At 61.4% G+C, this 12,673-nt stretch carries 12 protein-coding genes; 9 read left to right on the top strand and 3 right to left on the bottom strand.

Translation table 11 applies throughout. From position 1 onward, the window contains the following. The first annotated feature begins 98 nt into the window (after window positions 1-98). The 9 genes from CGA21_RS18680 (at window position 99) to CGA21_RS18645 (ending at window position 7,067) form a co-directional block, all read left to right on the top strand. Entirely contained in the window at window positions 99-1,421 is a 1,323-nt protein-coding gene (locus CGA21_RS18680; RefSeq protein WP_188264774.1) for an MFS transporter, read from the top strand. A 145-nt stretch (window positions 1,422-1,566) separates the two neighbouring features. Further along, entirely contained in the window at window positions 1,567-2,559 is a 993-nt protein-coding gene (gene araD1, locus CGA21_RS18675) for an AraD1 family protein (protein ID WP_110752142.1), read from the top strand. A gap of 11 nt (window positions 2,560-2,570) precedes the next feature. After that, entirely contained in the window at window positions 2,571-4,151 is a 1,581-nt protein-coding gene (locus CGA21_RS18670) for an aldehyde dehydrogenase (NADP(+)) (protein WP_188264773.1), read from the top strand. Window positions 4,152-4,350: 199 nt separating this feature from the next. After that, a complete protein-coding gene (locus CGA21_RS18665) occupies window positions 4,351-4,650 on the top strand; it encodes a DUF5629 family protein (RefSeq protein WP_188264772.1) in 300 nt (99 codons plus the stop codon). Continuing rightward, window positions 4,643-5,812 carry a lactonase family protein gene (locus tag CGA21_RS18660; RefSeq protein ID WP_188264771.1) on the top strand — a complete coding sequence of 390 codons (1,170 nt, stop codon included), beginning with the start codon at window positions 4,643-4,645 and terminating at the stop codon, window positions 5,810-5,812. The genes CGA21_RS18665 and CGA21_RS18660 overlap by 8 nt, the downstream gene beginning before the upstream one ends. Before the next feature lie 156 nt (window positions 5,813-5,968). Then, on the top strand, window positions 5,969-6,148 hold the full coding sequence (locus tag CGA21_RS18655; RefSeq protein WP_008066314.1) for a hypothetical protein: 180 nt from the start codon (window positions 5,969-5,971) through the stop codon (window positions 6,146-6,148). Between the two features lie 211 nt (window positions 6,149-6,359). Beyond that, the gene (locus CGA21_RS30150) at window positions 6,360-6,485 is read left to right on the top strand and encodes a hypothetical protein (RefSeq protein ID WP_020799317.1); all 126 of its coding nucleotides are present in this window, start codon (window positions 6,360-6,362) and stop codon (window positions 6,483-6,485) included. A 115-nt stretch (window positions 6,486-6,600) separates the two neighbouring features. After that, the gene (locus CGA21_RS18650) at window positions 6,601-6,813 is read left to right on the top strand and encodes a hypothetical protein (RefSeq protein ID WP_110752258.1); all 213 of its coding nucleotides are present in this window, start codon (window positions 6,601-6,603) and stop codon (window positions 6,811-6,813) included. Then, on the top strand, window positions 6,810-7,067 hold the full coding sequence (locus tag CGA21_RS18645; RefSeq protein WP_188264770.1) for a hypothetical protein: 258 nt from the start codon (window positions 6,810-6,812) through the stop codon (window positions 7,065-7,067). The genes CGA21_RS18650 and CGA21_RS18645 overlap by 4 nt, the downstream gene beginning before the upstream one ends. 122 nt (window positions 7,068-7,189) lie before the next feature. Here the strand turns inward: CGA21_RS18645 and CGA21_RS18640 are convergent, their stop codons facing one another. From CGA21_RS18640 to CGA21_RS18630, 3 genes are read right to left on the bottom strand one after another with little or no spacing between them, the layout of a single operon-like run. Continuing rightward, window positions 7,190-7,786 (bottom strand): glutathione S-transferase, encoded by a 597-nt coding sequence (locus CGA21_RS18640; RefSeq protein WP_188264769.1) that lies wholly within the window; start codon window positions 7,784-7,786, stop codon window positions 7,190-7,192. Then, a complete protein-coding gene (locus tag CGA21_RS18635) occupies window positions 7,783-11,424 on the bottom strand; it encodes an AAA family ATPase (protein ID WP_188264768.1) in 3,642 nt (1,213 codons plus the stop codon). The genes CGA21_RS18640 and CGA21_RS18635 overlap by 4 nt, the downstream gene beginning before the upstream one ends. After that, on the bottom strand, window positions 11,421-12,665 hold the full coding sequence (locus CGA21_RS18630) for an exonuclease SbcCD subunit D C-terminal domain-containing protein (RefSeq protein ID WP_188264767.1): 1,245 nt from the start codon (window positions 12,663-12,665) through the stop codon (window positions 11,421-11,423). Before CGA21_RS18630 ends, CGA21_RS18635 begins: the two co-directional genes overlap by 4 nt. Window positions 12,666-12,673 lie beyond the last annotated feature (8 nt).

Below are 12,673 nucleotides of genomic sequence, written 5' to 3'. Positions count from 1 at the left end.
TACTATATAGTCGTTTTCAGCGGAGGGATGGCCCTGACGGTTAGCCGTGAGAGGCGTCCCCCGAGGTTCTATAAAAACAACAATCGGAGACCGATCTCATGAGCCAGGAATTGCGGCTGATCCGCCGCATCACACTGAAACTGATTCCCTTCCTGATCCTGCTGTACCTGATCGCCTACGTGGATCGCTCCGCAGTGGGCTTCGCCAAACTGCACATGGGCGCCGACATCGGTCTCGGTGATGCGGCGTACGGGTTAGGCGCAGGGCTGTTCTTCATTGGCTATTTCCTCCTGGAAATCCCCAGCAACCTGATGCTTGACCGTTTTGGCGCACGACGCTGGTTCGCCCGGATCATGGTCACCTGGGGCGCCATTACCATCGGCATGGCGTTCGTCCAGGGGCCAAACAGCTTCTACCTGATGCGCTTTTTGCTCGGTGCGGCGGAAGCCGGGTTCTTTCCTGGCGTTCTGTACTACATCACCCAGTGGTTCCCGGTGCGCCATCGCGGCAAGATCCTGGGGTTGTTCATCCTGTCCCAACCCATCGCAATGATGATCACCGGGCCCGTGTCCGGCGGGCTGTTGGGCCTGGATGGCGTTCTTGGCCTGCACGGCTGGCAGTGGCTGTTTATCGTCATCGGCACCCCGGCGATCCTGCTGACCTGGCCGGTACTGCGCTGGTTGCCGGATGGCCCGCAACAGGTGAAGTGGATGGACCAGGCCGAGAAGGACTGGCTGAGCGGCGAACTGCAAAAGGACCTGCAGGCATACGGCCAGACCCGCCACGGCAACCCGCTGCACGCGCTCAAGGACAAACGCGTGTTGCTGCTGGCGCTGTTCTACCTGCCGGTGACCCTCAGCATCTATGGCCTGGGCCTGTGGTTGCCAACCTTGATCAAGCAGTTCGGCGGCAGCGACCTGATGACCGGGTTCGTGTCATCGGTGCCCTATGTCTTCGGGATCGTTGGTCTGCTGATCATCCCGCGCAGCTCCGATCGATTGAATGATCGTTATGGTCACTTGGCGGTGCTGTATGTGTTGGGCGCCATCGGCTTGTTCCTCAGCGCCTGGCTGACGTTTCCGGTATTGCAATTGATGGCGCTGTGCCTGGTGGCGTTCGCACTGTTTTCCTGCACGGCGATTTTCTGGACCTTGCCCGGGCGCTTCTTTGCCGGCGCGAGTGCGGCGGCGGGGATTGCCCTGATCAACTCGGTAGGCAATCTCGGCGGCTACATCGGCCCGTTCGTGATCGGCGCGCTCAAGGAATACACCGGCAACCTGGCGTCGGGGCTGTATTTCCTGTCCTGCGTGATGGTGTTCGGCCTGGTGTTGACCGGTGTGGTGTACCGCCAGTTGGAACGCAAGCATGTGTTGCCGGCCGATCAGTTTGCTGCCAGTGCCCGTGGGGCTACCCGTACCTGACACAGGCCTGATACAGACCTGTAGGAGCTGGCTTGCCAGCGAAGAGGCCCTGTCAGCAGACATCAGTATTGACTGTCAGATCGCCTTCGCTGGCAAGCCAGCTCCTACAGGGTTTGCGGTGTTTTCAAGTAAAAGGAAAAAAATCATGCGTTTGGTTCAGTTCGAATTGAGTAACGGCGAGCGCCGTGTCGGCGTGGTCGAGGGGTCGCAGGTCCTGGAAGTTCGTGAGGCGCGCACGGTTCGCGACCTGGCGCTGGCGGCGATCGAAGCAGGCGTCAATCTGGAGCAACAGGTGCAGAGCCTGGGGCTTGGCATCAGCCACGACTATGCCGAACTGCTGGCGCAATTGCGCATCCTGCCACCGCTGGATCACCCGGATCCGGCGCACATGCTGGTCAGTGGCACCGGCCTGACTCACCTGGGCAGCGCGTCGGCCCGGGACAAGATGCACCAGCAGGTTGGTGACGAAGCCGCGATGACCGATACCATGCGCATCTTCAAATGGGGCGTGGAAGGCGGCAAGCCTGCGGCCGGTCAGGCGGGCGTGCAGCCGGAATGGTTCTACAAGGGCGACGGCAGCATCGTTGTGCGCCCCGGCCAGCCATTCCCGTTGCCACCGTTTGCCGAAGACGCCGGTGAAGAGCCTGAACTCAGCGGCCTTTATGTCATCGGTCACGACGGCAAGCCGTATCGCCTCGGCTTTGCCGTCGGCAACGAGTTTTCCGATCACGTGATGGAGCGCAAGAACTACCTGTACCTGGCCCATTCGAAACTGCGCAGTTGCAGCTACGGCCCGGAGCTGCGGGTCGGCGAACTGCCGCAACACCTGGCCGGCACCAGTCGCATCCTGCGCGACGGCCAGGTGCTGTGGCAGAACGAGTTCCTCAGTGGCGAGGCCAACATGTGCCACAGCCTGGCGAACCTTGAATTCCACCATTTCAAGTACAGCCAGTTCCTGCGTCCAGGGGACGTGCACATTCACTTCTTCGGTACCGCGACCCTGTCCTTCGCTGACGGCATTCGCCCACAACCGGGCGACGTGTTCGAGATCAGCCAGGGCGAGTTCGGCGCGCCGTTGATCAATGGCATCGTTGCTGTCGATGCGGCGTTCGAACCCGGCACTGTCGGCACTCTTTGAGGAATTTCCCCATGCTTCGAATTCTTGGCCACAACTACATCGGCGGCCAGCGCAGTGCGTTGGGCAGCGTCAAATTGCACAGTGTCGACGCCGAGACAGGCGAGGCGTTGCCCCACGATTTCACCCAGGCCACGCCGCAAGAAGTCGATGCCGTCGCCAAGGCTGCCGCGCAGGCGTATTCGGCTTATCGCAATCTGAGCGCGGAGCGTCGCGCAGAATTTCTCGATGCCATCGCCAACGAACTGGATGCGCTGGGCGATGAGTTTGTCAGCCTGGTGTGCCGCGAAACGGCATTGCCGGCCGCACGGATCATCGGTGAGCGTGGCCGCACCAGCGGGCAGATGCGCTTGTTCGCCAGTGTGCTACGGCGGGGCGATTTCTACGGGGCGCGGATCGATCAGGCGCTGCCTGAGCGCCAGCCCTTGCCACGTCCCGACCTGCGCCAATACCGTATCGCTCTCGGCCCCGTTGCTGTGTTCGGGGCCAGCAACTTTCCCTTGGCGTTTTCCACCGCCGGTGGCGACACGGCATCGGCCCTGGCTGCCGGTTGCCCGGTAGTGTTCAAGGCCCACAGCGGCCACATGGCCACGGCCGAGCAGGTGGCCGATGCGATCATCCGTGCGGCAGAAAAAACCGCGATGCCGGCCGGCGTGTTCAACATGATCTACGGCGGCGGAGTCGGTGAAGCGCTGGTCAAGCACCCGGCCATCCAGGCGGTGGGCTTTACCGGTTCGCTCGCGGGTGGACGGGCGCTGTGCGACATGGCAGCGGCACGCCCACAACCGATCCCGGTGTTCGCCGAGATGTCGAGCATCAATCCGGTGATCGTGCTGCCCCAGGCACTGCAAGTGCGCATGGACACCATCGCCCGCGGCCTGTCGGCTTCGGTGGTGCAAGGCTGCGGTCAGTTTTGCACCAATCCTGGCCTGGTGATGGGTATCCGTTCGCCGCAGTTCACCGCTTTCCTCCAGTCACTGGCGGACATGATGGCCGATCAACCGGCGCAGACCATGCTCAACGTCGGCACGCTGGGCAGCTATGCACGGGGCGTGCAAAAGCTCCTTGATCACCCCGGTATCGAACACCTGGCGGGTAAACCGCAACAAGGGCGTCAGGCGCAACCGCAATTGTTCAAGGCCGATGTGAGCTTGCTGATCGAGGCTGATGAAGTGCTGCAAGCGGAAGTCTTCGGCCCGACCACAGTAGTAGTCGAAGTGGCGGATCAGGCGCAACTGAGCGCCGCGTTGAACGGTCTGCATGGTCAATTGACCGCGACGATCATCGGTGAGCAGGCCGATTTCGAACAGTTCAGCGAACTGACGGGGTTGCTGGAGCAGAAAGTCGGGCGAATCCTGCTCAATGGTTATCCAACCGGCGTGGAGGTCTGCGATTCGATGGTGCACGGCGGGCCGTATCCCGCGACCTCGGATGCGCGCGGCACGTCGGTAGGGACCTTGGCCATCGACCGTTTCCTGCGCCCGGTGTGTTTCCAGAACTACCCCGATAGCCTGCTGCCGGATGCGTTGAAAAACAGCAACCCACTGCGCATTCAACGCCTGGTGGATGGCAAGCCGACTCGCGACGCCCTTTGACGGTTACACACCCCCCTGTGGGAGCGGGCTTGCTCGCGAAGGCGGTGTATCAGTCGGCACTTGGATTGACTGATACACCGCCTTCGCGAGCAAGCCCGCTCCCACATATGATTAGCGTCGTGTGCGAGAGTTGTGACCGACACGGGCTTGCCTCTCATTGAGCTATCATTGCGTTTTTCCCATTCAAAGATTGACTGCCATGACTGCCGTAACAGATACCTTGCTCAACGCCCTCGAACATTGCGGGATGGTGGAAATCGATGGGCTGCACGCCTTCGAATTCGCCCTCGATGTCGACGACAACCTGCACATCGAATGCATGGACGGTCGAGCGGCCAGGCACTGGGAATTCACCCCGGCACAGGTCCAGGACGCCACCTTCGATACCACCCTGCAAAGCTGGCTGATCAAGGGCAAAGACGGCGAACACCGTCTGGTATGCCTCGGCGACGTCATCAGCGGCGATAACGACGACGATGATGATCAACAGGATGCGTAACGTCTGGCCACTGCTGATCGCCGGCAGCATCGGCGCCATGGGCGTCCAGGTGGCATCCGCCGATAACTATCAATTGCTCGTGGGTTCCTACACCGCCGGGCAAAGCCAGGGTATCTATCGCCTGAACTTTGACAGTGCGACCGGGCAGATCGACGCCAGGCCGCTGCAAGTGATCAAGAGCGAAAACCCGTCCTGGCTGACCCTGTCCAGGGATCAGCAGCGCGTGTTCGTGGTCAACGAGAATGGCCCGGGCCAGACCGATCCGGTCGGGCGGGTCAGCAGTTATGCCATCGACCCCAAGACCCAGGCACTGACCCTGATCAATCAGGTACAGAGCCTGGGCAACGAGCCAACGCATTCGAGCCTGAGCCTTGAAGCGAGCCACTTGTTTGTCAGTAACTACTCGGTGGCTGAAGATCCGGGCGGCACCTTGGCGGTGTTGCCGGTGGCGGCGGACGGCTCGTTGAAACCGGTGGTGCAGATGAGCAGCCATCCGGCCAGCCGGGTCAACCCCGAGCGGCAGATGTCAGCGCACGTACACGCGACGATACCGTCGCCAGACGGCCAATACGTGTTTTCCAACGACCTGGGGGCGGACAAGGTCTTTGCCTACCGCTTCGACCCAAAGGCCAATCCTGACTTGCCGTTGACCCCGGCAACACCGTCGTTCGTGCAGCTGCCGCCCGGTAGCGGGCCGCGCCATCTGCTGTTCAGTGCCGATGGCAAGCACGCCTGGCTGACCATGGAAATGAGCGCGCAAGTGGCGGTGTTCGATTACCGCGACGGCAAGCTTGAGCAAACCCAGTTGGTCGATCTGGCTGCCGGTCAGCCCGTTTCGGACAAGGCCGCTGCGGCCTTGCACGCATCCAGGGACGGCAAGTTCCTGTATGTCAGCAACCGTGGCACGGCCAACCAGTTGCTGGTGTTCGCCATCGACCCGGCGACCGGGCATCTCAAGGAACTGCAAAGGCGCCCTGTGGAAGGCGATCATCCACGGGAGTTCAGCCTCGATCCGAGCGGCAAGTTCGTGCTGATCGCCAATCAGAAAAGTAACCAGATTGTCGTCGTCGAGCGCGATGCCATCACCGGCTTGCTGGGTAAAACCGTGCAAAAACTGCCGATGGATGCACCCAGTGACCTGAAATTCATGGTGCGTCAATAGGCCGCAGGCTCCGGTTGATGGGGCCTGCGTCCTTCTATCAATGAGGGTGATATCTGTAAGTGTCACAAAGCATTTCAAGCTGATAACCCTCGAGGGTTAAGTTTGCTTCACGGCCCCACCGGGCATGCAAGCCAACTGACTTCGAGGAATATCCGCATGAACTTCAATCTCTTCTCCGTAATTGCCGCATCCGCCATTTCCGCCACCGTGGCCCTGCCAGCCAGCGCCAACGTTGAAATCAGCGACAAGAAAACCCACGCCCAGAGCTACACCCAGAAATACCTGCAACAGAGCGCCAACTTCTACGCCGCCCTGGATCACAAAGCCCAGCACTGAAAGACCCTACCTGCAGCCTTTTATGCAGGAGCGACGTCACTTGCCGATCGAAGCCCAGGCAGCGAAAGGCGTTGAAGTGATGTCGCTCCTGCATAACGCGTTTGCGACAATGTCATTTAGCCACCGATGTAATGCTTGATATCAGGTGGCCATATCTCTAAATTTGACGCTGATTTTTTGACTCCTCCTTCTCAAGAAAAGGATTGCCAAAATGACGATGCGTCTTGCCGTGGTGCTGTTGTTCCTCTATTCGACCCCGATCCTGTCTGCTGCCGACCCGATTCCCGGCGAACCCGACGCTGCCCGCGAGCGCATGATCAGTTTTATTGAAGACTGAGATAGACGGGCTCAATGATCAACGAAGTTGATATTTGCTATGCATCAGACTCGTTGGTTACCGCTGCTTTTTTGATTGATTCTATGGACTCTGAAACATGTCCACGGAGTTCATCATGGCCAGCACCATCATCACCTCTGCCAAACACGGCGCCTACGTGGCAATCGGTCTCTATTTGGTCATGGTGCTGGTTGTCAGTCTTTCGCCGCAGTCGCGGCAAACCGTCGAGCCGCCGATTCACGTCGCGCACCCTGGCATCCAGTTTGAACATCGCGCACAACAGGCGATGGTCGATCCGGCCGAACTGGCGGGAGTGGGCGGAGCATGAACCGGTGCAAACTTCTGCTGATCGCCTTCCTGGCATTCATAACCAATGGCTTTTCCCTGCTGGGGATCGGGAATGGGTCAATAGGCGGGGTGGCACGGGCCATCGAGGCCAACCACAACATCGCGCGCAACATCGAGATCGCCAAGGCCATGGGGATGCTCGCGGGCAACCCGCCACACGAGCCCGATAGCGGGTTTTTCGGGCCGTTCCAGGTGGATTGCTCGGTGATTGGCATGTGCGAGGTATTGGCCTGAAACGCCACCCCCTGTAGGAGCGAGCACGCTCGCGATAAACCCCGAGGACGCCGCGGGGGTATCAGTCACCCCGCGTAATCGTTGACGACCATCGCGAGCATGCTCGCTCCTACAAGGATCGGTTATTTCGCCATCACCGATGTAAACAACTCCGACGCCAGAAACCGCCGCAACCAGTCCTGTAGCCGTCGATAGGGCGTTTGCGCGAACCACTCGCGATCGACATGGGCGAATTGCCGTATGAAGGGCATCAGCGCGACGTCGGCCAGGGTTGGGTGGTTGACCAGCAAATAATCGCGGCCTTCCAGCAACTCATCCAGCCTACGCAGGAACACCTCGCCCTCGGCGCGGTAAAAAGCCATCGGCTGTTGCGGATAGCGCTCGGCGTATTTGTAGCGGTTCAGATGCACCTTGAAGACCTGGTCGTTCTCCTCGATCAACGCCGCGATGGCGCGCTGCCCTTGCGGATCATCCTTGAGCAGCCAATCCTGCGGATCATGCTGTGCCAAGGCCCATTGCATTATTTCCAGGCTTTCATCGATAACCAGGCCGTCCACGTTCAGCACCGGAACCGTACCTTTGCTCGACAGTGCGAGCATCTCGGCGGGTTTGGCCTTAAGGCTGACTTCGACAATGTCCACGGCCACTGTGCTGTAGCGCAGTGCCATGCGTGCCCGCATGGCGTAAGGGCAGCGGCGGAACGAGTAGAGGGTGTTCATTTCACCTCCAGGGTGCTCAAGCCATTGCCTTGGCGCCGAACCTGGATCTGCACCGGAATCCGCTCGTGCATTTCCTGCACATGGGAAATCACCGCGACCTTGCGCCCCTGGGCCTGCAGGCCGTCGAGGGCGTCCATGGCCAATTGCAGGGACTCCGGATCGAGGCTGCCGAACCCTTCGTCGATGAACAGCGATTCGATCTTCAGCGTGCTCGAGGCCATCGACGCCAGGCCCAGCGCCAGGGCCAGCGACACCAGGAAGGTCTCGCCGCCGGACAACGAATGCACCGAGCGCAGTTCGTCGCCCATCTCGGTGTCCATCACCAGCAAGCCCAGCATGCTGCCGCCGCGCTTGAGGCGGTAGCGCCGCACCAGTTGGCGCAATTGCACGTTGGCGTGGTGCACCAGCAGGTCGAGGTTGTAGGCCTGGGCGATCTTTCGGAAGGTGTCGCCGGTGGCCGAACCGATCAGCGCGTTCAAGCGAGCCCAGCGCTGGTACTCGGTGTACGCGTCGGCGATCTGTTGCGCCAGGGCCTGATTGGCGTTCTGCCGGCGTTGATCCTCGGCCTGTTCGGCACGCAGCTCGGCGCAGCGTTGTTCGCTGACGTTGAATTGGTTCTGCAACTCGGTGAGCGCGTTGGCGAGTTGCTCGTCATCCAGGTCGCCGATGTGCTGCGCCTTGTGATCGAGCAAACGCTTGTCGCGTTCCTGGAGCAGGACGTTGGCCTGTTCGATGGCTTTTTCGCTGAGTTGCAAGCGTTGGCGTAGTTCGCTCACATGGGCATCGTCGACCTGAAGCAGGTCTTCAAGGCCACCGTCATCCAGTTCTGGATGACGGGCGCGCCATTCGGCGATTTTGCCGCTCAGTTCGCGGTTTTCGCTTTCCAGTGTGTGCAAACGCTCTTGCTGCGCCTTGAGTTCGGCCGCGATTCGCACCCGTTGGGTGAGCAGGTTTTGCAGTTCCGTGGCTGTGCCGGATTCGGCGTTGCGCGCCTGTTCAATGTCTTGCTCAAGCTGCTGCTGCCACTGCTCGGCGCTGCCGTGCGAGCCGAGCAATTGTCCAAGCGTCTGCTGGCTGGCCTGTTGTTGTGCGGCCAGCGCATGGAACTGCTGCTCGGCGATTTGCAATTGCTGCACGCGGGTCTGCTGCCGATCCTGTTCCTTCTCCAGCTGTTGCTGACGCTGTTGCTGTTCGGCCAGCTCGTCCTTTTGCTGATCGAGTTGCGCCAGGCGCTCGGCGATCTGCCGATCAAGCTGCATGAAGGTCGCGGCGGGCTCAGTACGAAGTGCTTGCAGGGTATCGGCTGGCAGCAGGCTGGCGAATGCGCTGAGTTCTTCGTCCAAGCGCTGACGATCATTGGCCAGTTCACGCCGTTGATTGTCCAGGTGCTGGGCGGCGCTCTGATGCGCGGTTTCAGCTTGGCGCAATTGCTGGGTCAGGCGCGCAGCATCCTGTTGCAAGGTGAGCAAGGCGGTTTGCCGTTGTTCGTCCTGGGTGATGCTCTGGTTCAACTGACTGTTTTGCTGGCTGAGCCAGGCGCCGCGTTTGTCGTCATCCTGATCGAGCAGTGTGGTGGCCAACGGATGCGCTTGAAGGCTGGGTGCGAGGGCTTGCTGCGCGATCGCCAGTTGTTCCTGCTGTTGCAGCAGTTCTTTTTGCCGGGCGATCAACCCGCCCACTTCGGCACGCAGTTCGCCGAGTTTTTCCTTGAGCTGGTCTACCGCCTGTTGCGCAGAGGCCTGTTCGCCTTCATCAAAGCGACCCAAACTTTGCAACAGGGCTTCGGGTTGATGATAGGGATGCTCATGGCTGCCGCAGACCGGGCAGGGTTGGTCATCGTGCAACTGCGCGCGCAGTTCCTCGACGCTGGCGCTGCGGGCCAGGCGCTGGCGTTCCAGCAGGTCGCGAGTGACCGTCAGGGTCTGCTCGGCGACGGCAAGTTCAGCCTTGGCCTTTACCCCGTCCTGGGTCAGGCGCTCACGTTCCTGTTGCGCGGCGACCTGGCGTTGTTGCAACTCGGCGCCGCGCTTGTCCAGGTCCTGTTGGCTGTCCCACAGCCGGGTCAGATCTTCGATGGCACGCAGTTGCTTGCGGTTGTCCTGCAACAGGCTGCCGAGGATACCGATCTGTTCGGCGACGGCATCCGGCTCGGCGCCAGCCTCTTTGAACAGCACCTCCAGTTGCTGTTTCTGCGCTGCGAAGGCTTGTGCGGTGCGCTCGGCATTGTGCTCGAGGTTCGCCAGTTCCGCCTGGCCCTTGTTCAGTCGATTGCCGATCAACATCAGCTGTTGCAGGCGATCACGGTAGGCATTCCAGGCATCGCTCAACGGCGCCAGATGAGCGCTTTGGGCCAGCTCGGCCGCCATGCGTTGCAAGTGTTCGGTCGCCCGGGCCAGTTGCTCATGCAAGGTTTGAATCGCGTTCTGGCCCTGGGTGCAGGCCTGTTCGGCGGCTTGCCTGGCTTCGGCGCTCAGGGTCGCGTCCTTGGCCAGGCGGGCGAGGGTGCTTTGTTCCTCGAAAGCCTGGCGCAACAGCGGCGCGCATTCGGTTTGTCGTTGCTGCGCCTCGCCCAGGGCGATCCGCGTTGCACCCAGTTGCTGTTCCAGTAGCGCCTGACGCTCGCTGAGTTCGCCATGTTGCCGGGTATGCTGGGCAATCTGCTCTGCCAGGGGCGTGAGTAGCGAATCGACCTCGGCCTTGCGCGCGAACTGGTGCCGCTGCGGGGCCAGCTGTTCGAGGCGTGTCAGCTTCAAGCGCTCGCCAGCCAGGCTTTCCCAGGTGTGTCGGGCACTGTGCAGTTGTTCGGCAGCGGCCAGTTGCGCGTCATGCAAACGGCGCAGTTCTTTAAGCCAGGCGTCTTGCAGCTCGAGCTGCTTGAGCTGCGCCTGCTGCAATTTCAGTTGCTGTTGCGCGGCATGGAAGCGCTCATCGAGCTCGGCGCGCGCTTCTGGCGCCAGCGGCGTGACACCGCTGGCTTGATCCTGCAGCAGCTTGTGCGCTTCGCGGGCTTCCTTGGTCTTGTCGAACGCTCGACGGCCCAAGCGAGTGTAGAGCGCGGTGTCGGTGAGTTTTTCCAGCAGTTCGCTGCGGTCGTTGTCATCGGCCTTGAGGAAGGCACTGAATTCGCTCTGTGCCAGCAGCACGGCCCGGGTGAACTGCTCGAAGTTCAGGCCCAGCGCGGCTTCAAGCTGGGTCTTGTACTCACCTTTCTGGCTGGCCAGCAGTTGATCCTGATCGAGGTCGCGCAGGCTCTGGCGACTGGCTTGCAGCTTGCCGCCAGCCTTTTCCCTGGCGCGATTGGCTTCCCAGCGCGCGCGATAACGCCGGCCGTCGACGCCGACAAAATCCACTTCGGCATAGCCTTCGCCGGTGCCGCGACGCAGCAGGGTGCGTGGGTCACCGGTGCCGATTTCGCCATCGGCGTCCGGCACCTTGGCGTCGCGCCCGGTGTTGTTCAGGCGCGGCACGGCACCGAAAAGCGCCAGGCACAGCGCGTCGAGCAGGGTGCTCTTGCCCGCGCCGGTCGGGCCGGTAATGGCGAACAGTCCGGCACTGGCCAGGGGCTCGGCGGTGAAGTCGATTTCAAACGGACCGGCCAGTGAGGCGAGGTTCTTCAGGCGGATGGCGAGGATCTTCATGGCTGTTCATCCTCCATCTGCACGTCTTGCAGCAGCTCGGCAAAGTCCTTGAGGGTTTGCTCATCGACCTCGCTGCCGTAGTTGTCCTGCCAGGCGCGGCTGAACAGTTCCTGGGGCGTGAGCTGGTCCAGCTCAATCAACCCGGCGCCGTTATCGGCGCCTTCGCGGCTGCCGTTGCCCGCGTATTCGGCGGCGATGCGTACCAGGCGCACGGCTTTGCCCTGCAGGGCGCTTTCCACTTGATGACGCAAATCCGGTTGCGGCTCGTCCAGGCGCACTCGCACTTCCAGCCAGGGTTGGCGCTGGTAGTCGGCCAACAGGTCGATGATGGGCAGGTCGGCCAATTGCACCAGGATGTCCGCCAGGGGCGCAGGGCCGATACGTTGCAGATTGACGGCACGGGGGATCAGTTTCGGTTCGACGCTGACCAGGCTTTCGCCATCGAGTGTGATGTCGAGAATCTGGTGCTGGTAGCCGATCTCCGAGAACGACAGGGGGATCGGCGAGCCGCTGTAGCGAATGCGCGCCTCGCCATTGACCTTCTGTGGCTTGTGCAAATGCCCCAGGGCGACGTAACTGATGGTCGGCCCGAACAGGCTGGCGGGCAGGGCTTCGGCGTTGCCGATGATCAGGCTGCGCTCGGAATCCTCCGACACCGAACCGCCGGCCATGTGCGCATGGCTGATGGCGATCAGCGCTTGACCGGGCTGGCGCTTGGCATTGGCCGCTTCGATCAGCCATTCATGAACCTGGCCGATACCGCGCAGGTAGTCATCGCCCAGATGCGCGCCCGTCACTTCGGCTGGGCGCAGGAACGGCAGCGCCAGGCACCAGGCGGCAATGTCACCCCGGGCATCGGGCAGTGGCAGCAACAGGCGTTCGGCATCCAGATGCCCGTCATCCAGCCACAGCACACGCCCCAGGGCGTGGGTGCGCAATCGGCGCATCAAGGGCGCGGGCAGTTCGATCCGCGAACCGGAATCGTGGTTGCCGGCGATCATCACGATGGTCAGCAACGGTTGCCGCTCATGGGCGCTGACGATGAAGTCGTAAAGACGTTCCTGGGCTTTGACCGGCGGGTTGACCGTGTCGAAGATATCGCCGGCGATCAGCAGCACATCCGGCTGATCCAGCTTGAGCTGACGCAGCAGCCAGTCGAGAAAACAGCCGTGCTCGAAATCGCGATCCTGGCCGTGCAGATTCTGCCCGAGGTGCCAGTCGGAGGTGTGGAACAGACGCAAGGCGAACT

Origin of the sequence: Pseudomonas sp. PSB11, from assembly GCF_014596605.1 — a bacterium.
Lineage (GTDB): Bacteria > Pseudomonadota > Gammaproteobacteria > Pseudomonadales > Pseudomonadaceae > Aquipseudomonas > Aquipseudomonas umsongensis.
Note: the sequence above shows the minus strand (reverse complement) of the source record. Positions and strands in the feature narration are given on the sequence as shown.